Annotated in this window: 28 protein-coding genes; 10 read left to right on the plus strand and 18 right to left on the minus strand. The window is 33.1% G+C overall.

Going from position 1 to position 23,993, the window contains the following annotated elements; all coding sequences use genetic code 11:
* Nucleotides 1–21: 21 nt before the first annotated feature.
* Entirely contained in the window at nt 22–912 is an 891-nt protein-coding gene (locus PRVXT_RS10070) for a phosphatidylserine decarboxylase (protein WP_350342744.1), read from the minus strand.
* A gap of 103 nt (nt 913–1,015) precedes the next feature.
* Here PRVXT_RS10070 and PRVXT_RS10075 point away from each other — a divergent pair, with 103 nt between their 5' ends.
* Both PRVXT_RS10075 and PRVXT_RS10080 read left to right on the plus strand, forming a co-directional pair.
* Nucleotides 1,016–1,342, plus strand: coding sequence for a YtrH family sporulation protein (locus tag PRVXT_RS10075; protein WP_350342745.1), 327 nt, complete (start codon nt 1,016–1,018; stop codon nt 1,340–1,342).
* Nucleotides 1,343–1,345: 3 nt separating this feature from the next.
* A complete protein-coding gene (locus tag PRVXT_RS10080; protein ID WP_350342746.1) occupies nt 1,346–1,828 on the plus strand; it encodes a hypothetical protein in 483 nt (160 codons plus the stop codon).
* Here PRVXT_RS10080 and PRVXT_RS10085 read toward each other — a convergent pair whose 3' ends face one another.
* Both PRVXT_RS10085 and PRVXT_RS10090 read right to left on the minus strand, forming a co-directional pair.
* Entirely contained in the window at nt 1,829–3,136 is a 1,308-nt protein-coding gene (locus tag PRVXT_RS10085) for a DRTGG domain-containing protein (protein ID WP_350342747.1), read from the minus strand.
* Between the two features lie 111 nt (nt 3,137–3,247).
* On the minus strand, nt 3,248–3,502 hold the full coding sequence (locus tag PRVXT_RS10090; protein ID WP_350342748.1) for a hypothetical protein: 255 nt from the start codon (nt 3,500–3,502) through the stop codon (nt 3,248–3,250).
* Between the two features lie 129 nt (nt 3,503–3,631).
* On the opposite strand from PRVXT_RS10090, the gene PRVXT_RS10095 reads away from it, so the two are divergent.
* Nucleotides 3,632–4,360, plus strand: a complete 729-nt coding sequence (locus PRVXT_RS10095; RefSeq protein ID WP_350342749.1) for an SH3 domain-containing protein — start codon at nt 3,632–3,634, stop codon at nt 4,358–4,360.
* A 40-nt stretch (nt 4,361–4,400) separates the two neighbouring features.
* Here PRVXT_RS10095 and ltaE read toward each other — a convergent pair whose 3' ends face one another.
* The 6 genes from ltaE to trmL form a co-directional block, all read right to left on the minus strand.
* The gene (ltaE, locus tag PRVXT_RS10100; RefSeq protein ID WP_350342750.1) at nt 4,401–5,414 is read right to left on the minus strand and encodes a low-specificity L-threonine aldolase; all 1,014 of its coding nucleotides are present in this window, start codon (nt 5,412–5,414) and stop codon (nt 4,401–4,403) included.
* Nucleotides 5,415–5,462: 48 nt separating this feature from the next.
* Nucleotides 5,463–5,873 carry a Fur family transcriptional regulator gene (locus PRVXT_RS10105; protein ID WP_350342751.1) on the minus strand — a complete coding sequence of 137 codons (411 nt, stop codon included), beginning with the start codon at nt 5,871–5,873 and terminating at the stop codon, nt 5,463–5,465.
* Between the two features lie 70 nt (nt 5,874–5,943).
* Nucleotides 5,944–6,663: an HAD family hydrolase gene (locus PRVXT_RS10110; protein ID WP_350342752.1), complete on the minus strand. Its 720-nt coding sequence runs from the start codon at nt 6,661–6,663 to the stop codon at nt 5,944–5,946.
* A 1-nt stretch (nt 6,664) separates the two neighbouring features.
* On the minus strand, nt 6,665–7,519 hold the full coding sequence (locus PRVXT_RS10115; protein ID WP_350342753.1) for a TIM barrel protein: 855 nt from the start codon (nt 7,517–7,519) through the stop codon (nt 6,665–6,667).
* A complete protein-coding gene (locus PRVXT_RS10120; RefSeq protein WP_350342754.1) occupies nt 7,520–8,152 on the minus strand; it encodes a YigZ family protein in 633 nt (210 codons plus the stop codon).
* A gap of 15 nt (nt 8,153–8,167) precedes the next feature.
* A complete protein-coding gene (trmL, locus tag PRVXT_RS10125) occupies nt 8,168–8,623 on the minus strand; it encodes a tRNA (uridine(34)/cytosine(34)/5-carboxymethylaminomethyluridine(34)-2'-O)-methyltransferase TrmL (protein WP_350342755.1) in 456 nt (151 codons plus the stop codon).
* Between the two features lie 211 nt (nt 8,624–8,834).
* On the opposite strand from trmL, the gene PRVXT_RS10130 reads away from it, so the two are divergent.
* On the plus strand, nt 8,835–10,676 hold the full coding sequence (locus PRVXT_RS10130) for an LTA synthase family protein (protein WP_350342756.1): 1,842 nt from the start codon (nt 8,835–8,837) through the stop codon (nt 10,674–10,676).
* Between the two features lie 144 nt (nt 10,677–10,820).
* Nucleotides 10,821–11,678 carry a DUF4438 domain-containing protein gene (locus PRVXT_RS10135; RefSeq protein WP_350342757.1) on the plus strand — a complete coding sequence of 286 codons (858 nt, stop codon included), beginning with the start codon at nt 10,821–10,823 and terminating at the stop codon, nt 11,676–11,678.
* 52 nt (nt 11,679–11,730) lie between these two features.
* Here PRVXT_RS10135 and nth read toward each other — a convergent pair whose 3' ends face one another.
* The 5 genes from nth to PRVXT_RS10160 are packed head-to-tail and all read right to left on the minus strand — an operon-like array spanning nt 11,731 to nt 15,711.
* Nucleotides 11,731–12,366, minus strand: a complete 636-nt coding sequence (nth, locus tag PRVXT_RS10140; protein ID WP_350342758.1) for an endonuclease III — start codon at nt 12,364–12,366, stop codon at nt 11,731–11,733.
* 22 nt (nt 12,367–12,388) lie between these two features.
* Complete coding sequence (locus PRVXT_RS10145; protein WP_350342759.1) at nt 12,389–13,339, minus strand: cation diffusion facilitator family transporter; 951 nt, start codon at nt 13,337–13,339, stop codon at nt 12,389–12,391.
* A 58-nt stretch (nt 13,340–13,397) separates the two neighbouring features.
* Nucleotides 13,398–13,634, minus strand: a complete 237-nt coding sequence (locus tag PRVXT_RS10150; RefSeq protein ID WP_350342760.1) for a hypothetical protein — start codon at nt 13,632–13,634, stop codon at nt 13,398–13,400.
* Between the two features lie 45 nt (nt 13,635–13,679).
* Nucleotides 13,680–15,161 (minus strand): PEGA domain-containing protein, encoded by a 1,482-nt coding sequence (locus tag PRVXT_RS10155; protein ID WP_350342761.1) that lies wholly within the window; start codon nt 15,159–15,161, stop codon nt 13,680–13,682.
* Nucleotides 15,154–15,711: an RNA polymerase sigma factor gene (locus PRVXT_RS10160; protein WP_350342762.1), complete on the minus strand. Its 558-nt coding sequence runs from the start codon at nt 15,709–15,711 to the stop codon at nt 15,154–15,156. Before PRVXT_RS10160 ends, PRVXT_RS10155 begins: the two co-directional genes overlap by 8 nt.
* 185 nt (nt 15,712–15,896) lie before the next feature.
* Between PRVXT_RS10160 and PRVXT_RS10165 the strand changes: the two genes are divergently transcribed.
* From PRVXT_RS10165 to PRVXT_RS10175, 3 genes are all read left to right on the plus strand, one after another.
* Complete coding sequence (locus PRVXT_RS10165; protein ID WP_350342763.1) at nt 15,897–16,715, plus strand: PIG-L deacetylase family protein; 819 nt, start codon at nt 15,897–15,899, stop codon at nt 16,713–16,715.
* A gap of 83 nt (nt 16,716–16,798) precedes the next feature.
* On the plus strand, nt 16,799–17,668 hold the full coding sequence (locus tag PRVXT_RS10170) for a tetratricopeptide repeat protein (RefSeq protein WP_350342764.1): 870 nt from the start codon (nt 16,799–16,801) through the stop codon (nt 17,666–17,668).
* 71 nt (nt 17,669–17,739) lie between these two features.
* Nucleotides 17,740–18,561 (plus strand): GGDEF domain-containing protein, encoded by an 822-nt coding sequence (locus tag PRVXT_RS10175; protein ID WP_350342765.1) that lies wholly within the window; start codon nt 17,740–17,742, stop codon nt 18,559–18,561.
* A 39-nt stretch (nt 18,562–18,600) separates the two neighbouring features.
* Here the strand turns inward: PRVXT_RS10175 and PRVXT_RS10180 are convergent, their stop codons facing one another.
* Nucleotides 18,601–19,791 carry an ornithine--oxo-acid transaminase gene (locus tag PRVXT_RS10180; RefSeq protein WP_350342766.1) on the minus strand — a complete coding sequence of 397 codons (1,191 nt, stop codon included), beginning with the start codon at nt 19,789–19,791 and terminating at the stop codon, nt 18,601–18,603.
* A gap of 221 nt (nt 19,792–20,012) precedes the next feature.
* Here PRVXT_RS10180 and PRVXT_RS10185 point away from each other — a divergent pair, with 221 nt between their 5' ends.
* Entirely contained in the window at nt 20,013–20,270 is a 258-nt protein-coding gene (locus PRVXT_RS10185) for a DUF1540 domain-containing protein (protein ID WP_350342767.1), read from the plus strand.
* Between the two features lie 127 nt (nt 20,271–20,397).
* The gene (locus tag PRVXT_RS10190; protein WP_350342768.1) at nt 20,398–21,024 is read left to right on the plus strand and encodes an NUDIX hydrolase; all 627 of its coding nucleotides are present in this window, start codon (nt 20,398–20,400) and stop codon (nt 21,022–21,024) included.
* 11 nt (nt 21,025–21,035) lie between these two features.
* On the opposite strand, the gene PRVXT_RS10195 is transcribed toward PRVXT_RS10190, so the two are convergent.
* Genes PRVXT_RS10195 through PRVXT_RS10205 form a run of 3 tightly spaced genes read right to left on the minus strand, consistent with a single transcriptional unit; the run spans nt 21,036 to nt 23,988 of the window.
* Nucleotides 21,036–21,926 carry a diacylglycerol/lipid kinase family protein gene (locus PRVXT_RS10195; protein ID WP_350342769.1) on the minus strand — a complete coding sequence of 297 codons (891 nt, stop codon included), beginning with the start codon at nt 21,924–21,926 and terminating at the stop codon, nt 21,036–21,038.
* A gap of 17 nt (nt 21,927–21,943) precedes the next feature.
* Nucleotides 21,944–22,825, minus strand: a complete 882-nt coding sequence (locus tag PRVXT_RS10200; RefSeq protein ID WP_350342770.1) for a type II CAAX endopeptidase family protein — start codon at nt 22,823–22,825, stop codon at nt 21,944–21,946.
* 11 nt (nt 22,826–22,836) lie between these two features.
* A complete protein-coding gene (locus PRVXT_RS10205) occupies nt 22,837–23,988 on the minus strand; it encodes a glycerate kinase family protein (protein WP_350342771.1) in 1,152 nt (383 codons plus the stop codon).
* Nucleotides 23,989–23,993: the final 5 nt, after the last annotated feature.

The following is a 23,993-nucleotide window of genomic DNA, read 5'->3' on the forward strand; positions in this document are numbered from 1 at the left end:
GGTTTTACTTCCCCCTATATTTTATATCTTTGCTCCTATTTTTTCTCCCAATCTTACAGAAGTTTCTAAATGTCTACTACTATTTCTTAAAATATCCTTATCAACGACTAATTTCCCTTTTTTAAAAAATAATATAACAGTAGAGCCTCCAAACTTAAAATAACCTTTTTCTTCCCCTCGAGACACTTTATTATTTTTAAAAGTTTGTACAATGCTTCCTACGCAGGTTGCACCGACTTCTACCATAACTGTTTCGTCAAAATTATCACTTGCAAAATATGTTACCTCTCTTTTATTTTTGCAGTAAAGATTCGAAACTCTTTTAAGGGCTAAAGGATTAACAGAGTAGTAACTTCCTTTTATTTTATGACAAGACGTTACTTCTCCCCAATCAAAAAAGTGAAACCGGTGATAATCAGCAGGAGCTAGTCTAAAAACAAGACACGTCCCTTGGTTATATAAGTCTGCCTTTTTATCATCGTTTATGAGTTCCTCCAATGTAAAGTAAAAACCCTTGATTTGGATAATTCTGTTTACATCAATATTAGTGTAAGCCATTACTTTCCCGTCTACTGGGGATATCAAGTTGTTTTTTTGCTGACAAATTGGTCTAGCATTAGGAGTAAGTCTTCTTGTGAAAAAATGGTTAAAACTTTTGTAATCTCTGGGGTCACTATTTAAAGACTCAGATAAATCTATTCCATACTGGTTGACAAACTTTGAAATCTTAAATTTGCTAATTGGCAAACTTTGCATTAAGCCATAAAAAGAAGACGCCCACTTCCTTTTTACCACTATGTCCAATGTTTTAGTTCCAGGTCTAGAATAGTACAACCAGTTTAGCATTTTTGTACTAGGTATTTTTTCTACTTTTTTTTCTTTTGTAATTCTATCTATATAAAATATGTCCATTGTTAATTGAATCCCCTTTAATAATTTTTGTAAAGTCTTCTTCTAAAAAAGGTGTGTAATAAATATACTATATTTTAAGAAGGATTAAAAGAGGAGTGACGTAATGCAAAATAATTTTTGGGCTACTGCAGTGTTAGATTTTTGTATTGCTCTAGGCGTGGTAATAGGTGGTGCAACTATCGGGTCGCTAAGCACTCTGCTTACTTCTAAGCCCCCTTTTTATACAATGCTAGACTTAGCCGGCAAACTAAAAATTTGGGCAATGGTTGCGGCATTAGGGGGAACTTTTTCTACTATTAGAGCTTTTGAGTCTGGAGTTTTAGAAGGGCAACTTTCTGTGATATTTAAACAACTATTGCTAATATTGTTTGCTTATGGTGGTGCTCAGTTTGGATATGTTATAATTCTTTTAATTGCAAAGGGAGAATAATGTATGAAGCTATTATATTTACCTTATAAAAAAATCATGAGAACAGTAGGCCTTTTAATAATCGGGTTTATAATAGGTGCTGTATTTGCACAGATTAAGCAAGGACAAATAATTGACGAACTTTACATTGAAAAAAAAGAACTAGAAAACCATGTGGTAGATTTGCAAAACACCATCGAAAGGTTAGAAGATTCCCGAAAAGAAAAACAAGCTTTAGTAGTGCGAGATATAGAGATTTTTCTAGAGTACGATGATGAAGTAGTGGCCTTAGAACTTAAAAGCAAAGTTTCAGATTTATTAAATAATATAATTGGAGAAGATGTTGAATCTATTAACCCCAATCTAATTCGTAGTATTGTTCACAATCGCACCTTTGTAATTGAAGAAAACCGATATCAGTGCAATCTTGAAATGCTGATTATAGCGGAAACTACAAAGGTATACACAACTGCCAAACTGCTGGAAGCGAAAGACCCATCTGAGTAGCTATTCTTCCATTACCCTTAGCGATATAATCGCTTTACATACCAGTTCTTTGTTGCAATAGGCACACACTTCCACTTTAGAAGTTTTTCTTCCAAATTCAAAAACTTTTCCTTCTAAAACTAGCTCTGTTTCAATTTGCACAGGCTTTAAAAAATATATTACTATATTTTCCGTTACAGTATCTATATATGTAACATTCTGCATAGTTGAGTAAGCTGTATGGGTGAGTAAGGTCATCAATACCCCATTGCTGGCGCCTCCTAAGTGATTTGTCATTATAGGGGTTATTTTACCTGACATCCTAACTCCATCGCTAATTTTTTCTTCTTTAAATTCACTTAAAACCATATCACTTAAAGTCAAGCCTACCTGTGGCTGCTTCTGTCCATGCTGCAACGCCTTCATCACATCTTGTCGACTGACTACACCAATCAGCTCTTTTTTAGAATTTATAACAGGAATCAATTCTATTCCCTGCCAAACCATGGTATGAGCAACTGAAGATAAAGAATTATCTATAGTTGTTACAGTAGGGTTCTTTGTCATAACTTTTTCTATTGTAGTGTCTATATTGGTCTCTGCCACATCCTTTGCGGTTACAATCCCAACAACTTTACGCTCTTCATCTACTACAGGGAAGCGAGTGTGAGTAGTTTCTTTAACCTTTTTATTCCATTTCTCCACTGTATCAGAAGAAAGCAAGTATTCAGGTTCTTTTACCCATATATCCTCAACTAGAACTATATCCTTCTTTATTAATCGATCATATATTGCCCGGTTAATAATTGTTGCAATTGTAAAAGTATCATAGGTAGTCTGAATTAAGGGTAGATTTTTTTTATCTGCAATATTTTTTATCTCTGGTTCAACGTCAAAACCACCAGTTATTAATACAGCAGCTCCTTTTTCTAGTGCTTTTTTTTGTGCTTCAAATCTATTCCCAACAATAAGTAAATTATTGGGATCTATGTACTTTATCATTGCATCTATTTCCATTGCCCCTATTACAAAACGATTTAAAGTTTTATATAGGCCCTCTCTTCCTCCTAGAACAATTCCTTCAACAATATTTACTATTTCAGCAAAAGTTAACTGTTCTATATGTTCTTTGCCTTTTCTTTTAATTCTAACAGTCCCTACACGGGGCATAGTAGTTACATACCCCATAGACTCAGCTTCCTTTATAGCTCTATAAGCAGTGCCCTCACTTACATGTAATTCATTAGCTATTTTCCTAACGGAAATCTTGCACCCTATTGGTAGATTCTCTATATATTCAATAATTTTTTTGTGTTTTGTATCTGGCATTATTAAATACACCTCCATTCTCTGTATTATAACAGATTTTCCCCTTTAAAACACAAAAAAATACAAAAAAGAACAATTTCTTTTTTGTATCCAATTTAGTTTTAACGTATCTTAACCCCTGACTTTATAACCTCTGTCTCTTTCATATGAAGCTCTATTCTGCTTAAATGTCCTACTTTCTTCTTCGGACTGCTGTTCCTCTTTGCTCATTTGTTTAAAGCTAGCTACTAAAGACAACACCGCTACAAAGTACCACACTATAGCAAAGTATCCTCCTATGTAATCAGTGCTAACCCTTGGATAGTATAGTAAAGCCACTATTATCATTGCAATAACACCTAAGGTTTTAAAATATCCTTTTGTCATTAACTAACACCTCCTAATAAATAAAGTATGCCTAGTAAAATAAGGTATTCTTATTTAGCCAAAAAAAGCAGGATTTTATAAGCTCTTGTCGAATTTTACAAATACACAAACCATAAGGAGGGGTAATAGTTGCAGAAAAAGACAAAGGTAGCAATTATAGTAACTTTAGTTATAGTTTTTTCCGTTGTAAGTGCTCAAGTGGGATGGACCAATACTGCACAGCCTGGTAGTGAAAATGATCCTTTAATTAGCAAAAGTTATTTAGACAACATTTTATCTGTTTTTCGTTCTGATGTAGAAGAAAGTTTAAATAACCAAGAAGAAAAAATTAATGAACTTACGGTCAAGTATAATGATTTAAAGAATGAATTAAACAACATCAAAGCTAATGGAGATGCTCCAGTCAGTGAAGATACCGATAGTAATTCTAACGATGATCCACAACAAGACAATAGTTCACAACATAGTGCTGGTAATGTAGTCGTTGATGCGGGCACCGTAAACTTTCGCTCTGGTGGAGGGACTTCTTATTCAAGAGTTGCAACTGTTTCAAGAAATGACGTGATTAAGGCTATAAAGTACGAAGATCGCTGGATAAAAGGCTCAATAAATGGTGAAACTGGATGGATTGCTGCTTGGCTAGTACAACCCCAATCTGGACATGATCTAGAGTACATAAATGCCGGTACAGTAAACGTTCGTCAAGGTCCTGGAACAAACCATTCTAGAATTACCACCGTCTCAAGAGGGGATATAGTTAGAATAGTAGATTCTAATGGTGATTGGAATAAAGTAATTCTAAATGATGGTACAAGTGCATGGATTTATGCTCCTCTTAGCAATGATATTCAATTTTAGATATATAGTAAAAGGTAGCCAATTTAAAGGCTACCTTTTTTTACGCTTTACTAAAATCGTTAATTACTTTGATAACTTTTTCTACGTCATTTTTAGTAATATTTAGGTGAGTTACAATCCTAAAAAAGTTTCCTGTTCGTTGGATTTTCACCTTATTATCTTCCATATATCTGATTAATTTATTTGAAATTTCTTTCTCTACCACGAATCTACAAATATTAGTGGAATAATCAACTGACTTTATCCATGGTTGTATAGATAATGATTCTCCTATCATTTTACAATGCTGATGATCTTTCAATAAATTTTCTGGTCCTTCTTTTAGTGCCATTAATCCTGCAGCAGCACTGTGCCCCCACTGCCTCATACCCCCGCCAAGCATTTTTCTATATTTAAGTGCTTTAGCAATCAGCTCATCATTCCCTACCAACATTGAACCCACAGGAGCTCCTAGTCCTTTAGATAGGCAAACCATAACCGAATCAACATTTTCAACTAACTTATGCATAGGTATACCCAAGCTAACCTGGGCGTTAAAAATTCTTGCGCCATCTATATGTAGGTGTAAACTATTTTTTTTAGCTAACTTTGCTACAGCGTCTATATATGGCTTATCTAAAACTTTTCCTCCAGCCATGTTATGGGTATTTTCTAGTGCAATCATTTTAGTTTTAGGGAAATGGATGTTATCTTCTCTTATAGCATTCTTTATGTAATCCAGAGGTATTTTACCATCTACACCAGAGAGGGGGTGGATCTGAACTGAAGCTAAGGCCGCTATGTTGGCTACTTCATATTTAAAAATATGCATATTACTCTCCGTTATAATTTCATCCCCTCTATCACATACAGATAACACAGCGAGTAAATTACCCATGGTTCCTGTTGGAACAAACAAAGACTTTTCTTTTCCAAACACTTTTGCCACTTTCTGTTGAAGCAAATTTACTGTAGGATCCTCTCCATATACATCATCACCTACCTTTGCTTCAGCCATAGCTTTACGCATTTCAGCTGTAGCCACTGTAAAAGTATCACTTCTTAACTCAATCATTTTGGTGCCTCCTCTTAACATATTAAAAAACGTCAAACTAGTAAAAAACTAGTTTAACGTCTTTTTTCCTTCTTCTTTTAAACACTCCTTGCATACACCATAAAATTCTATACGATGCTCTTTAACTTTATGGCCATTTACAGAGCTTATTTCTTTATCAAGTTCATCTTGTAAAGGAATATCTACATCATATACTTTCTGACATGTCCTACATGTAAAATGGTAGTGATTTTTTGGATTACCATCATATCTACTAAAAGTACTCCCATAATTAAGCTCTAATATTTTTCCTTGTTCTTTTAAAACATTCAAATTCCTATATACAGTACCTAAACTAATAGTAGGCATTTCTTTTTTTACTTCATTATAAATCCAATCTGCAGTGGGGTGACAGGTAGTTGATTGTAACGTTTCTAAAATCTTCTTTCGTTGCTTGGTCATTCTTTGCTGCGTAGACATATAAACACCCCTTTCTCGCTGTTAATTAGTAATAGTTCTTACTAAATGTTATCAAGAAAAAACTTTTCTGTCAATAATAAATATTGATTTTTTTAATAACTTTGGGCAAATCTTTAAGTGGGCCCTGATAATCGGTAAGGTAATTACCTCCACTTCTGTCTATAACCAATCCGTCATCTACTAAATAAGTTTTTATTCCAAGCTTTGCTACAACCAGATCTTCCTGACAATCATTTCCTACCATAAGAGTTTCTTCAGCTTTGACATCAATTTTATTTAAAATTTCCTGATAATAATTTAGATTAGGCTTTGTTGCGGTCATATTCTCATAGGTGGTAACTAAATCAAAATCGTCAATATTTAGGTCAGCCCATCTCACTCTTTCATAGGTTGCTTCTTTTGGGAAAACAGGATTTGTTGCTAATACCACCTTTAGATTTTCATTTTTGCAAAACTCCACCACTTCTTTTGCGCCTTCTACCGCTTTTATATCTTTTTGAAGTTTAGAAAATTCTTTTGAATAAAATTCATCAAAAACTGGCAAAATCTCTTTTTCGTCGGCTTTTGTTAAAGAGAAAAAAGTTTCCATAAAAACATCTTTATTGGTTTTATTTGGCTCCACATTCTCTACCATTTTTTCTGTTCCAGCAAACAACGCTTTTTTAAATTGTTTAGATGGAATTTTATGCTTTACTTTTTCAGATATACTTTCTACGTATCTGGGTAGAAAACTGTCAACATTTAACTTTAGTAAAGTCCCATCTAAATCAAATAACACAGCTTTTAACATTTTAATCACTCCTATTTTGTAAATATAAGTTTTTCATAAAAATAGCATCTTCTGTCTGCATACCTGAAGATTCACAAATAATTGTTGGAGTCATATTATTTTCTAAAATTATAGGAAGAAAATCTTCAAATCTTGGTCCAAAGCCTTTATCTGCAAAAACCCGGTGCTTTTTTTCTCCCCCTTTGCTAAACTCTATTGGGCTAAAGTGGGCATGTAGATTTTTTACTACATCTTCACCTAGTATAGAACCTATTTTATCAACCACCCTACCAAATTCTTCTTTATTATTTAAACTTCCATGTTCTCTAGCATGTAAATGCCCAAAGTCTATTACTGGAATACATCGCTTAGGGTTCACTAAGCAAAGCTCTAAAATTTCAGCTAAATTCCCCAATTGATTTATCTTTCCCATTAGCTCCAAACCAATCTTGACATGCTCATAGGATTTAGTTTTTTGTAAAACTTCCTCCAAAAAAAATTTAGCTCTTGCCACAACTTCTTTTCTGTCTTCTTCTTTAGGGGCAGAGCCAGGGTGCACAACAATCTTCGTGCCTCCCATGTCGTTAACAGCTTTTAGTGATTTGCTAATATGCCCAATGCTTTTATCCAGTTTTTCTCTGTCTGTGGATGCCAAATTAATAAAGTATGGGGCATGAAGGCTCAACGCTATATCATATTTTTGACATTCTTTTTTCAGTTTTTCACAAAATTCTTCCTTTACTCGCACCCCACGTCCGCATTGGTATTCATAAGCAGTTAACCCTTTTTGCTTAAGCCACTGTGGTATTTGCAAGGAACTTTTGTTTCCTTCATCATAAAATAAATTTGAATTTCCTGCCGGTCCAAATCTTATCAATTATTTTTCCTCCTTAAAACTATATAGTTTTTCACCTTCACTAAATTTCAATTGTCCACTGGTAATGTTTAATAAATCCTGTCTTATTTCTGGTATCTGATGATTCTTTAGTAATAGTTCCATTTCAACTTTATCGGTAAATTGGATGCTGTTTATCAATTTTAATGGCTGTAGGTAGTTTTCTATCTTGCCATGAAATGAGTAATCAAAAGCTGTAGATACTTTTGTTAAAAGCTGCATATGCCCAATGCCGGATTTAATTAACGCTGCCTTAGCACTTTGACTATAAGCTCTAATCAGCCCCCCTGTCCCAAGTTTTATGCCACCAAAATATCTAGTTACCACTACAACAACATTTTTAAGCTTTTCTTTTTTAATAAGTTCCAAAATGGGCTTGCCTGCTGTTCCTGAAGGTTCTCCATCATCATTGCTTTTTTGTATTCGTTCATCTTGTCCAATCAAATATGCATATACATTGTGGGTTGCACTATGATGCCTTTTATTAACTTCTTCAACTATAGATAAAGCTTCTTCTTCTGTTTTTGCTGGAGCAGCAACTGCTATAAACTTTGATTTTTTCACTTCCAATTCTGCCTGCTCTTTTTTATTAATAGCTCTATAACTATCTAACACAAAAGTTCCCTCCCATTAAAAATTGAACCCCGTCTGCCTCAAAGCTTCATAAACTACCAAAGCTACTGAATTGGAAAGATTTAATGACCTTGCTTTTTTAACCATAGGAACTGTTATTGCGGTATCGGGGTTTGATTTGATTAAGTCTTCTGGTAAACCGGCAGTCTCCTTGCCAAAAAGTAAAAAATCACCATCTTTAAATTTAACTTTATGATAAGGTTTACTTACCTTAGTAGTCAAATAATAAAATTGTTTTCCTTCAAATTTTTCAAAAAACTCCACTAAATTATTATGTATATCAACCATGGCTAGATCTCGATAGTCAAGGCCTGCTCTTTTTAAGTTTTTATCATCAAGGGAAAAACCCAACGGTTTAATTAAGTGTAACTTTGAGTTAGTTGCTGCGCAAGTCCTAATAATATTACCAGTGTTATGGGGGATCTCAGGTTCTACTAGCACGATATTAAACATAAGCTTACCTTCTTTCTTCTATTTTCTTAATTCATATATTATCAAACCTTTGTAAAAGGTGCAAAACAAGTAAAGTTATTTAAGTTTTTTTAAGTTTATAAAAGGGGCTAGTAATTTTTTATAGAAAATATTATGATAAAATAAACACAGTGGTACAACTTTTGGGTTTAAATAACGAAGATGTTTTTAAAATTTAAAAGGGGGAAGGTTAATGGGGTTTAAAAAATTAAATAAACTTAACTTAGGTTATGAACACTTAAAAGAAGTGCTTTTATTTAGCACTTTGACGCTTATTAAAATGCTTATTTTTCACCACTTTATGAATTTAAATTCAGGAATCTTATTAATAACATTTAATAATTTCATCCTTGTTTTAGCCATTTATTGTTTAGTAGATATATGTTCAAAGGAAAATAGAATACGAAACTTGTTAATAGCCCATTTCTTAATTTCGTCGCTATTTTTTATAGAAAAATTGTACTTTAGCCATTTTTTTACTTTGATACCTATTCACAGTGTATACCAAATAGGACAAATAGGTGGAGTGTCAGAAAGTATATTTACATTAATTAAACCAATATATTTCTTGTTTTTTTTAGACTGTTTTTTCCTTTTGTATTATTCTAAAAAATTTAGTTCAAACATTTTACTACAAAAAAAACATAAACTAGTCTCAATATCACTTGCTATAATATTAATTTTAACTACTTTATTTGTTAACTCAAATATTGTTTACTCTTCAAAGGGTGTGTATTCACCTTACAATTTAGGTTTAATGAATTATCATTTTTATGATATATACAGCCTTTTATCAAACAGACCTTCAGAACAAAAAAAGAAGGATATAGACCAATATATTCACCAAAATGATCTGATTGATGAAGATACCTTTGGTTTAGCAGAAAATAAAAACATCTTTATTTTACAACTGGAATCAATCCATAACTTTGTAATCAACAAAAAAGTTAATGGCCAATATATTACTCCTGTCCTTAATGGGCTTATTGCTAAGGATAGTTTTTATTTTGATAATTATTTTGAACAAGTAAGTACTGGTAATACATCTGATGCAGAGTTTGTGTCAAATAACTCTTTCTATCCTTCCGATAATGTACAAACCTATAGCAGATACGAAGAAAATAGCTTTATGTCATTCCCTCAGCTCCTAAAAGAGCAAAAGGACTACAGTACCATGGTTTTTCATGGTTTTCACGCAGAGTTTTGGAACCGAGAAGATTTTTATAAAACTCAAGGCATTGACAGCTTTATTAGTATGGAACAATTATATGATGATGAAATAATTGGGATGGGTATTAGTGATGGATCTGTATTTGATCAGTCACTAGATTATCTTATGGATAGTCCCCAACCATTTTATGCTAAGTATATAACCTTAACGTCTCATACCCCATTTAAAATGGATGAAAAATATCATTTTTTGGATCTTCCAAAAAGCTACCATGATACACTGGTAGGTGATTACTTACAAACAGTAAAGTATTTAGATACCATGATAGGATCTTTTTTAAAAAACCTTAAAGAAAAAGACCTCTATGATAATTCTATATTTATTATTTACGGTGACCACAAAGGATTACGTGTAGAAGACGAAAATGCTAACCAACTTGTTAGTAAACTTATAGGAAAGACTTTTACCCATGATGAAATGTATAAAGTACCTATGATTATTCATATCCCCAATTCAGATCTAAATGAAACAATTAGTACCACTGGAGGCATGATTGACTTTTATCCTACTGTTGGCAATTTAATGGGATTAAAACTTGATGGGGTACCAATTTTAGGTAGAAACCTTTTTAATGTCGACGAAGGCTTCGCAGTGATAAAAGATCCTATGGGTAAAGGTTCATTTATTGATGATGATAAAATCTTTTTAATGTCTAACGATGGCGTTTTTGAAAACAGTACGGCTTGGAACCTTAAAACAGGGGAACCTGTTGATTTAAGTAACTGTAAGGATGGCTATAAAAAAGCTTTGTATAAGCTTAATTTGTCAGAATATATACTAGATAATAATTTAATATCTGAATAATTATTTTCAATATAATCAGTCAACATATTAAAAAATGGGAATAATTTTTTATTTATAAAAATTATTCTAAATTTAAAGAAGGATTACTACTATTAAATATAGAATTGTTTCTATATCCTAAATAAATAAGGAGGAAAATAAATAATGTTAAAGACTAATCAAGATAAGCTAGTTATGCAATCTGTTTGTGGTGAAATTAGCCATCCAAGAGCCCGTACATATCGTTTTGATACTGAAGGGCAAGCCCACATGGTTCCTGGTACAGGAGGAATTACCTATAATGTTAAAGTTGGAGACTATGCCAGTGGCTGGAAAGGTGATCATGTAGAGCCGGGAGTAAGCATCCAACTTTCTGATGCTCTTAAAAATAGCGGACTTAACTGTATGGCTTGCGTAGGTAATGAAGCTAAAGTAATAAGTGGCGAAGCTAAGGGTGAAAAAGGAGTAGTGACAGGCTTCCACGGTGGTATAGAACATACTCTTATTCATTTCGAGGATGAAATAATGGAAAAACTATCAATAGGAGATAAAATACAAATAAAGGCTTTTGGTAATGGTTTAGAAATTGAAAGTTACGAAGATATTAAAATCTATAATCTTGACCCAAAATTGTTTGAACAATTAGGCATTAGAAAGCAAGACAACGGGAATTTAGAGGTGGATGTAGTTACAGAAGTGCCAGCTAGATTAATGGGTTCTGGCATCGGCTCACCTGCATACAGAGGTGATTATGACATTCAAACTGCTGACCCACAGGATTATAAAGATTTTGGGTTAGATAAATTAAAGCTGGGTGATATTGTGCTTTTAAGAGACTGTGATACCACCTACAGCAGAGGATACTTAAAAGGAGCTGTAACTATAGGAATAGTAATACACAGCGACTGTATAATTGGAGGTCATGGGCCGGGAGTTACTACTCTTTTAACTTGTAAAGAGAGCAAAATCAAAGGAAAGAAAAATTCAGAGGCGAATATAGTTAATTACTTAAATCTTAAATAATTTTTTTAAACTTAGGAGGCTGATAAGATAAAATCTTATCAGCCTCCTAAGTTTAACTATTATGTTTTGCAGCATATCTACATGTAGTATGTATCGGACATATATGACATTTAGGTTTTCTTGCGACACAAATATTTCTTCCGTGGTGAATTAGCAAATGGTGCCCATGGCTCCACCACTTTTGGGGAATATTGTCCATTAACTGCTTTTCTGTTTGGTCAACATTTTGTGTGTTAGCCAACCCTATTCTATTAGATACTCTAAAAACATGAGTGTCAACAGCTATTGCAGGCACGCTAAATGCATTACTTAAGACCACGTTGGCTGTTTTTCTTCCTACTCCCCCTAGCTTAACTAAATGTTTTAAAGATTTAGGCACTTCACCGCTATGTTTGTCAATTAAATCTTCACTCATACTTATTATGTTTTTACTTTTATTATTGTATAAACCACATTCCTTGATAATTGGTTTTAAATTATCAATTCCCAGCTCTAGCATTTTTTGAGGAGTATTTGCTTTTTTAAATAGTTTTTCTGTTACCAGGTTAACACGTTTATCAGTACATTGCGCTGAAAGTATTGTAGCTACTAACAATTCATATGCCGTAGTATAATCTAAGCCACACTTAGCATCGGGATAAGTGTTATCTAAAGTCTCTAAAACTTTAATTATTTTTTTTTCTTCCATAACTTGCTCCTCCCCCTTTACGTTACTCAATATAAACCCCTTTAATGCCTCTTTTACTCCTAGGACACGCTACACACTCAGATTCATTTTTCTCATCACCGGTATGATTACAAGGATTTACATGTATCAAAACATCACCTACATCATCAACGGTTTTTATCACCATTTCTTTTGCTTGTGCTGCTATAGAGTGACCTTTTTCTACTGTAGCTTGAGGATCAACACATATCTTTAAATCCACTAAAATCTTTGCACCGTGCCATCTAGCCTTAACATCATTAAGTTCTTTTAACCCCTTTACACCTAATGCTGTTTGCTTAATCTCTTCCAATATCTCTGGTTCTGGTGCTGTATCCATAAGTTCTTTTACCGCATCCATAAAAATTTTAGCCCCGCTATACATAATCATTCCCGAAACAATTATACCTGCAACAGGATCAAAAAAAGGAAAGCCTAGGGTTGCACCTAACACTCCTGCTAATGCAGCTACAGATGAAAGAGCATCTGTTCTTTGATGCCAAGCATCGGCCATAATAGCAGAGCTTTGAATTTTTTTTCCAACTCTTGAAATATATCTATAAAGACCTTCTTTTGTCAGTAGCGAAATTATAAGGGCATATATCGCAACTGTCCCCGGCACATCCATATCTCCCTCAATTAAAACAGAAATTGCGGAATATCCTATGGCACCTCCCGTAACAACTAAGATTATAGCGATAATTTTGGCGACCACAGATTCTGCCTTATAATGTCCATAATGATGGGTTTCATCAGGTGGCTGATTAGCCCATTTAATACCACCTAAAACAACTCCGCTACCTACAATATCGGTAAAAGAATGGGCTGCGTCAGCTACGAGAGCGGTACTACCTGACACAAAACCTAACACCGCTTTTAAAATAGTTAACAATATATTGGAAACCATACCCACAACGGTTACTTTCAGACCCTCTTTATATCTGGTTTTTGACATTTTGTTCACCTCAAAATAATATTAACATAATTTTACCATATATTTTATCCAGAACAAACTACCAGCTAATTTTTTCTACTTCTATTCTCTTATCAGTATTACAAATCTCACAAAAAAATAGATGTGTACATGTTTTATCTTTATCACCTAACTCTCCATCATTGACAGATAAGTAAGGGCTATATGGATCTAAAAACTGACTTATACTCCCTGCCTCTTCCATTGTTTTATTGCAGGTAGGGCAGGCCTTAAATACTTGTTTGACACCATTACACACTGGACAAATTAAAGCCACAGGACAACCTCCTTTTTTAGTTAGGTTGCCCAGTGGCTTTCTTAATTAGTAAATTTTTTTGTATTCTCCACTATTTAAATTATATTGCCAAATGTTGAGATAATTTTCCTTAACAAATATTAGCATATGTTCTCCTTTTTCATCTAAGATGAAATATTCCATGTTATTAAACCCTTCTGGATTTTTAAATGAACCGTCTTCTTTGAAATATATCTCATCATCTATTAATAATATTAACTGATTGTGATATTTTTTTACCTTTTTTATTTCTTCAATTTCCTTTGGAAATCTTCCTAGAGAAAAAACTTCAGACTCTTCCTCTACAAGACAATATCTAAGTATTATATTTTCCTGCTCTGACCAAAGGTATATAGCGTTTGTGGATGAGTTTAAAACTTTATGCTCACCTTTAATATCAGCATAAACGGTGCCCGTTAGCAAATCTTCTATAAGAATTTCTGGACCTTCTTTTACACCAAAAAGACTGTTATTAGATATGTTTGCTTTTTTTCTTATAATGTCTGAAATGTTAAGAGTTTTAATTTGTGGCTCTTCAAATTGCAAACTATCTCCATATATTTCATCATAGTTCTCTATAGTTAAAAACTCTTTTAATACCTCATCTAAAGATGATTCTCTTATTTCTTTTCTTTCTAAATTGATAACTTGTGTTTTAAGTTCTCCATCTCTTTGCAAAAATTTTGCTACATTATTATCATTTAGCCAGATAGAATGTTTAGGTATCCAAATATCCTCAAGGGTGACATGTATAGCATAGCCATGCTCTGAGTATTTTAACTGAGCATTTTCAGATTCCCCTAATTTCAGTTTATCTCCTGTGCTTAAAGATAATGTTACCTTATCCTTATCAGGGGCTATTAGTTTTAAATGATTATTGTAATTCTTTTCTAATTCTAAGGTGATAGGAGTTTCCCCCACCCATCTTCCATTTAACATCACTGATGTATTTTCAGCATTAGAGTCTAACTTAACCATATTTGGATTTGCCGGCATTAACTTCCCCTCTATGTTAACTTGATTGTTGCTAAAGAATATTGAGTACTCATCTGATGATTCAAAACTTTGTATTAGTTCTTCAGGCCCTCCGCATTGAAAATCTCCTTGCCATATTAAATATCCTGGTTTTCTTATAGACATTGAGTTAATGTCTCCTTCATCTTTTTCCATGGTATATGTCATTGGTGTATTGCCAATTTTTTGGCCATCTAAAAATACCTCTGCACCTTCAATGTTGGAGATTACCTTTAAATCAAATTCATCAACCCCTGTTTGTGGTATTATTCCCACTTTTAAGTTAGCAAAGAAAAACAATAATACCATTGAGGCAACAAACGCTAATGGTTTTATATGGGGCAATAGTCTATGTAGTAAACTGTAATTATTATTTTCTTCCTCTAGTATATTACTTAACATCTTTTCTTTTGTACCTAAAGGGGCTTTTACATCAGGAAGTTCATTTATTTTGTTTATGTGTTTACTGTGAGAGTTTTGCTCTTTATTACTCATAATTTATCACTCCCTTATTTGTACAAAAATCTGCAGAGCTTTTATTCTCTAGATTCTTCATACCCCTGTGCAATAGCGTCTTTACAGCACTTTCCTTTACGCCCATAATTTTAGAGGTTTCTTTTATACTAAAACCATGTAATCTTCTTAAAAGAATAACAGTTCTTTGTTCACACTTTAAGGTGCCCAAAATTTTTAAGGTGCTTTCCAACTCACTTTTATGTTCTAGAATATCTTCTGGAGTTATATTAGTCATTAATTTACCACTATAATCATCTAAGTTTAAATGTTTTTTATTTTTTCTATAATGGTCATAAACAGACCTTCTAGCTATGTTAAAGACCCAGCTTTTAATACTACTTTTCCCTTTAAATGATTTCATTTTGCGATATACTTTTACAAAAATTTCTTGAGTTACATCTTCACAACATGTTATTCCTACTGAATAAGCAACAAAATTATAAACATCTTGAAAATACATATTATAAACCTCAATGAAGGCAGATTGCTCACCATCTATAAATCTTTTAACTAAAACTTGCTCCTCCAAATAACTTCCCTCCCGCCTTCATATATATAGACGTAAATAAAACAAAAAAGTTTCATTTTTTAAACTTTATTTTTAGATTAACACAACTTTTTCCTTTTTTCTAGTTGACTTAAAAGTTAAATTAAGTATATCAAATGAACTTTTCACAAAACATAGTTATAAGAGTGAAAAAGGCAGGTGCTTAAATGTTTAAAAAAAATAATAAATCAAAAATATCTCATTTAACAAAAAACAAAGGCCTATTAATCGGGTTAGGAGTAGGTGCAACACTTACTTTCGCAGGGTATTTGGCTTATAATAACTTTCGAAAGAGTGTAAAACCTATGGACCCAGATCTTGCTCATCAAGCCTCCAAAATTTTATTTGAAGATGTTAAAAATGCGCTAGTTATATCACCACATCCTGCTGATTTTATCTTTTTCGCAGGGGGAACTATTAAAAAATTAGTTAACCAAGGTATAAATGTAACCGTAGTAGACGTTTGTGAAGGAGAGAAAGGTGCTAACTTAGTTAATTACGGCTCACAAAGACAAGATACACAGTTGAGGTCTCAAAAACATCTGGGATTTGGTGATTTGCGCTTTTTACATTACCCTCAATACAATGTGGACCAGACCAAACTAATGGTGGATTTAAGAAACATATGGCATGAAATAGACCCTGATTTAATAATTACATTTGATCCACATTTTCCTCTAAGAGTAGCATCTCATCCAGATAATATGGCCGTTGGAAAAGCCACATTGCAGCTAGCTTCTGATATTGGCGATAACACTAAAGTTTATTTATACGGTAGTAGAAAAAATACCATTTTAGTAAATATCGAGGATACAATAGAGGAAAAAGTCAAGTCTTATCTATGCCAAAAAGTTGATGTCCCTGTATATAAACACGTATATACAAACAGCATTATGCGAATGGGACGTTACTGTGCCACTAATAGTAAAGTTAATTATGGAGAATCTTTCAGAGCTTTTCATAATATTCATTCATTCCCTTACTAGGAACTGTTTTTTATCAGTTCCTTTTTATTTTGTTGACAAGTACCACAGTTACCTAATAAAATCTAAAGTAAGGGGGCTAGATTATGACTGAACTTATAATTATAGTACTAGTTAATTTATTCTTCATTATCATCAATAGAAAAAAATTAAGGTTAATGTCATTTAATTGGATATCTCTTAATTTAAACCTATTGCTTTTCTTTGCCGTATATTATATCGGCACTCAGTTAAACTCCACTTTTCTAAAGTATTTAAGCGGAGGTTACTTTACTTTAATTGTATTTACTCAAATTCCAAAGTTTAGAGAACTAAGATTTAAGCTACCCATAGAAATGCAGTTTAATATAATATTGTTGTATTTATGGTTAAGCTATAAAATATCTCCTTCTCTTAAAAAAATGGAAAAATCAATAGTATATCTAAATTTAAGCAAGCGCTATAAGTTGGCAATTAAATTATGTAATAGATACTTAAAACAGGAAAATAATGTTAAAGTGTTAGGCCATAAAACTTATAGTCTAATAAATATTGGAGAATATAATAAGGCTAACACAGTGCTAGATAGAATTTTAAAAATTAATCATTCCAATAATTACTACATTACTTTAAAAGCTGACGTTTTGTATAAATTAAAAGACTATAACAACGCTGCTAGTTATTATAGCAAGGCAGTCCAACAAAAACCAAATTCGCCAGAGCTTTGGTTTAGCTTAGCTAGAACTTATCAAAAATTAAATCTCTTTGATAAATGTGAACAAACATTCAAAGAAGTTTTAATGAGGAATAAGCGCTATATGCCTGCTTACACCGCTCTAGCGAAGCTATACATGAGCGAGGATCTTTATGATAAAGCTAAAGAAACACTAGAACAAGCATTAGATAAAATTAAGCACCCTCATTACAGAATTCAAATAAATAAAATGTTAAAGGAAATAAAAAACAAAAATAAATAGCTTCTGTTATGTTATAATTAAATAAATCAAACTAGCCTTTTTTTAGGTTAGTTTTTTTTAAGGAGGATTTTATGTTAAAAGTTAGACTTATTCTTTTGTTATTTAGCTTATATCCTTTTATACTTCTAGCTAACTTTTATTTTTTTGAGAAATATAAAAAAAACATATATTTGCTTACTACCGTTGCTTTAATTTGTGTTTTTATAGCCATTTTAAGAAAAATATATTTATTTATAAAACATATTTATAATGATTCCGAAAAAATAGTTAACGGTAATTTAACTACTTGCGTAAAAATGAGTGAGGAAGGATATTTCAACACCGTAGCAAAAGCATATAATAACATGTTAGATAAGATACATACTCAACGATTAGATATGGAAAAGCTTTCCTACCAGGATCATCTTACTGGTTTAGGAAATAGAAGGATGCTTGATAAAGCATTAGAGTTCCAGATAATCCAAAGTGACAAAGCAAAACTGCCGCTAAGTTTATTAGCTTTAGATATTGATGATTTTAAGAAAATAAATGACACATACGGACATTTATTTGGAGACACGGTTTTAGCTGAGATAGCCAGTATTTTTAATGTTTCTTTAAGAAAAAGTGATGTAGCGGCAAGGTTTGGGGGAGAAGAGTTTGTAATATTGCTACCCAATACTAGCTTAAACGACGCTAAAAGGGTTGCTGAAAAAATAAGAAAGGAAGTTAACCTTCTACACTTTCAAAGTGATAAAAAGTTAGTTAGTATTTCTATAACCATCGGCGTATCTTCAATAAACCAAATAGACAATAGCTTACCAATTAAAAGCAGGGCCAAAATACTGTTGGAAAAAGCTGATAAAGCTCTTTATTTTGGTAAAGGATCTGGTAAAAACAATGTCTCTGTATAAGTAAAACACCCAGTTTTGAAAAACTAGGTGTTTTGTTTATTATCGGCCTAAAACCTTTTTGACTTTTTCAATAGCCCAATCCAGTTCTTCCCTGCTAATAATTAAAGGGGGAGCAAATCTAATTACATTTTCATGTGTTTCTTTGCAGAGAATGCCTTCCTCTTTTAATCTTTCACAATAAGGTCTAGCAGGACCATCAAGCTCTAGACCAATAAACAGACCTTTTCCTCTAACTTCAACAATATTATCATTTTTAATATTTTTAAGTTCTGATTTTAAATACTCACCAAGTTCAAGAGAGCGTTGTACTAAGTCTTCTTCTATTAAGACATCAACTGCTGCCATTGCACAAGCACATCCTAGAGGGTTACCACCAAAAGTGGATCCATGAGAGCCTGGGTTAAATAAATTTAGGAGTTCATCGCTACCTGTAATAGCTGAAACCGGTATCACTCCACCTCCCAAAGCTTTACCCATAATATATATATCTGGATCTACTTCTTCCCAATGACATGCAAAAAGTTTGCCTGTTCTTCCAAAACCACTTTGAATTTCGTCTGCCATAAATAGAACATCACTATTTTTACATGTATCATAAGCTTGTTTTAAGTATCCTTCCGGCGGGATAATAACTCCGGCCTCTCCCTGCACTGGTTCCATCAAAACTGCCGCTGTGTTAGGAGTTATTGCATTTTTCAGAGCATCTATATCGCCGTAAGGGACTATTTTAAATCCTGGTGTAAGTGGTCCAAATCCTTTATGGTAGCTTTCAGTAGAGCTAAAAGAAACAACAGTTACGGTTCTGCCATGAAAGTTTCCGCTCATAACTATAATCTCAGCTTTATTTTCAGGAACACCTTTAACCTGGTAAGCCCATCTTCTTGCGCACTTTATTGCTGTTTCTACAGCCTCTGCTCCTGTATTCATAACTAAAGCTTTATCTTTTTTTGTTAGCTCGCATAACTGCTTTGAAAGCAAGCCCAACTTTTCATTTTGAAAAGCCCGTGATGTAAGTGTAACCTTATCTAACTGTTCTTTGACTGCTTTAATAATTTTAGGATGCCTGTGCCCTTGGTTTAAAGCTGAGTAAGAACTTAACATATCCATATACTTGTTTCCTTCAGGATCTTTTACCCACACTCCCTCAGCTTCTGATATAACGATTGGTAAAGGAAGGTAGTTAGGGGCAGTATATTGATCTGTAATCTTTAAAAGTTGCTCAGTGTTCATTGAACAATCAACTCCCTCAATGTAATTTTGGCAAACAAATGCCTTTATATAATAGTTACTTCTACAACAGGCTTTCATTTCCTGCTGAAAAATTCTAAATTTATAAAATTTTTATCCTTACTAGTAAATTGCTGCTAGCTTTTAAAAAATACCAGTTTATTTAAAGGTATGTTTCTTTATACTAATTAATGAAACAGTATTTTTTAAAGGAGGTCATTTAAATGGCACAAAGAGGTGGACAGCAACAGGAAATATATTGCGCAGTAAGTAACTGCCATTACTATCAGTCTGGGCATAAGTGCAGAGCTGAAAAGATAATGGTCTGTTCTGATCCCATTGCACACAAGATGCCTGACACTATGGATGCCACTAACTCACAACAATTTCCAGAAAGCCCATGTAACAGTTGTATGGAAACGGCATGTAAAACTTTTGTGGCTAAAGAAGATCCTACCCGTGATGGAGTTAATAAACTGTAATAAATATAAAAAGGGCTTTGCAGCCCTTTTTATTATACTAAAGCAGTTTATTTTAAAGTTCTGACTTGCTTTCTAGCTAACTTAGGTCTACAATTTATATTAAATATCTAAGTTTAACTAGGAGGTGTTGAATATTACAAAAAACATATCAAAAATAATTTCACCTTTTAAAAATAATCGTCCTAAGCCTCTTGATGCTAGTAAAGAATTTTCTTTAGTTGTTCCTCTTTTTGTCTGGAATGAAAAAATTCACTTTCTTTTTCAAATACGGTCAAAAAATTTAAGCCGCCAACCTGGTCAGATTTGCTTTCCTGGCGGTGCACTAGAAAAAGGAGAGTCATTAAAAGAAGGGGCAATCCGGGAGACTTGTGAAGAGCTCGGTCTTAAGGAAAGTAACATTAATATCATTAGCCAATTAGATTTTTTAGTTAGCCCTTATAATATTGTTTTATATCCCTTTTTAGGTATAATTTATCAAAACCCAAACTCTCTAAATGTTAATAAAGATGAAGTCAGCGATACGTTTACAATTTCCCTAAAAGAAGCTTTGTCACTAAAACCTAAGTTATCTATTATGGATGTTGAGCCTATTCCTAAGGACGATTTTCCCTACGAGCTAACGGGACAAGGTAATAATTACAATTGGAGTTGTGGAAAATACCCTATTTATTTTTATCAATATAAAAATAAAATTATATGGGGTTTTACTGCTCGAATATTTAAGGATGTAATCGAAAAGTTATCCGATAGCTAAGCCAATTGGGCTTAGCTATTTTTATTAATTACTAAAGGAATTTTTTTGTAAAAGGAAATATGAATTGGTAAAGATGGCCCTACTTCGCCGTCAACATCTGTATCCACGGCTTTATCCCCTTCAATAGTTATATTCTTTGCTTGAAAATATTCAAGTCTATCATCATTATCATGTTCTCCTCTTAACACTTTAACAAATAAAGATAGTTTCTCTCCCAAATTACAGTCTTTAATTAATAACACATCGAATAACCCGTCGCTTAAGGAAGCTTTGGAAGCTAATCCTTTAAAACCACCTGCACTACCGCTGTTTAAAACTAAAATTAAAAAAGCTTTTTCTCGTATTTCATTACCATCTACTGTAATTACAGTTTCGAAAGGTTTAAAAGCTGGAACCTGACCAATCCCTTTGAGATAGTAAGCTAAGGCTCCTAAATTGTTTTTATAAAGAGTCGCTGTTTTATGAGCGATAGAGGGCAAACTTCCAACGCTAACCACATTTATAAAATATTGATCATTTATTTTACCAACATCTAAATTTATATATTCACCCTGAGCAATAATTTTTACATTCGTTTCTAAACAATCAGTCATCCCTATATGTTTAGCAAAGTCATTAGAGGTTCCTGTAGGTAGAATAGCAAGTGGAGTTTCAACATTATTTTTTTGCATAGCATATATTATTCTACTGACAGTGCCATCTCCACCAGAGACAACAACTATATCAAACTTTATGTTGTTAAGTAAAAAATCTAATTGCCCACAGTCTTTTATTTTCTTTGTTCTATACAGTGTAACAACAAAGTTTTGTTTTTGAAAAAGCTCGACTATATCATCAATTTTCCCCTTAAAAGAAGCTGTACCTGAAACCGGATTATATATTAGCAAAATCCTTTTATGCATCTTCCCCTCCTCCTGCTCTAAGCCAACAATATAAACAAAATAACAAAAATTATAACGGGCAATATCATCATAAACCTTGAACTTTCTTTGTAGTTGCTAAAGTTATATTCGTTATTAGGGGTATTTTTAGCTAACAACCGTAAAATTAAAAATGATATAGCACCACAAATTATTGCTACTATAGCTAATATGTACAAGGCTATAAGCATTAACTCTTGGTTTACAACTTGGTCATATTCTGCCGCTTCACTAGGTATTACATGCATCAAGGTTAGAGCTATGGTATTGTTTAAAGCGTGGGCATACATCCCAGCCACTAGAGAGTTAGTTGCTATAACAATATATCCAATAACTCCACCTAAAACCATAGGTCCTAGTAAATTAAGCAAATTAAAGTGAAACATTCCAAAAAGAATCGCAGATATAGTAATTGCTGCAGTTCTTCCAATCTTTTCGTAACTCCTCATTATAAATCCTCTAAACAAAACTTCTTCACATATCCCTGGAAGCACTGCTATAAATAGTAAAGAAATCAAAAAAGGTGTTTCCATTAGTACTGGAGGTAAGGGAGATTCCGGTAAGGGAACATCTAATCCTACCAAGATATATTGTACTACTGCGTTAAAAAAAACTCCTACGGGGTAAACAGCTATAATACCGACAGTAATTATAACTAACTGCTTAAAATTAAAAACCTTTAACCTTAAAGTTTCTTTTAACTTATACTTTGACAAAGTTAGAAATAATACAGGAGGCATTAAAATTCCAATGGTTTGAGTAAGGAATATAATTAAAAAAAAAATCCCTGTTTCTCCAGCTAGAATACCTACTGCCATAAAAACAACTGCTGCTAACAAAAGCATCCAACTACCATGAACGGGTAGCAATACTTTAGACAATATACTTCCTCCTAGTTTTTTAGATTTTGCCCAACCTTTATTAACCTAAACATTCTGTGAAGAGAGTCAAGCAAAAACTTTTCTGAATTATTCTGTATTGTTTCAAAATCTACAAAATCGCTTACTAAAGGAAAAACTGTATATATTTCTTCGGGAAATGCTTTTCTTTCAGAACACATTTCCAACGCTCCCACAAAACCAATAACTGGTACCTTCATTTCTTTACATCTTTTGGCTACCCCGTAAGGAACTTTTCCACCAAACGTTTGACTGTCCATTTTGCCTTCTCCAGTTATGACAAATTTACATCCTTTAATTTGCTCTTCAAAGTTGATTAAGTCCAAAGAAGTGTTTATCCCTGATTTCACCTCACATTCAAATAAAGCAAGCATAGCTGCAGCTAATCCACCCGCTGCTCCACTACCTTCTATAGCCGACACTTTTAGATTTGCATGTCGTTCCAAAACCTTGCTATATTTTTTCATACCCTCTTCCAAATAGTTTAACTCATCTACTTTCGCTCCCTTTTGCGGCCCAAACACATAGGTAGCTCCATGCTTACCAAGCAGTAAATTATCTACATCACACATTAAAATAATACGGCAGTCAAACATTTTTGGGTTAATGTTCTCCATAGATATTTTAGTTACTTTATTAAGCATTTCACCACAATAACTTGTTAATTCATTGCTGGTTTTATCAAAAAACTTTCCCCCTAAAGCGGCTACAGCCCCTAATCCTCCATCGTTAGTAGCACTTCCACCTAACCCAAGTATTATTTTCTGAGCCCCTTTTTCCAAAGCATTATTTATTAACTGACCTGTACCAAAAGATGTAGTTTTAAGAGGATTCCTTTTTTCTCTTTCTATAGTAGATAATCCAGAGGCTTGAGCCATTTCGATAATAGCTGTTTTTTCATTTTGAAAATAAGCATATTTAGCAGTTACAATTTGTCCCAATGGGTTTCTGACATTCTGATAAACAGTTTCTCCCTCTAAAAAATGTAACAGTGTATCCACTGTTCCCTCTCCGCCATCGGCAATGGGTATTTTAACTACATCGATTTCTTCAAAGTAATGTATTGCCACCTTTTCAATGTAATCTGCAACTTCTGCAGAACTAAAAGTACCTTTAAATGAGTCACAAGCAACACCTATCTTCATTTTAA

The sequence above is a fragment of the Proteinivorax tanatarense genome (assembly GCF_040267685.1).
GTDB classification, from domain to species: domain Bacteria; phylum Bacillota; class Proteinivoracia; order Proteinivoracales; family Proteinivoracaceae; genus Proteinivorax; species Proteinivorax tanatarense.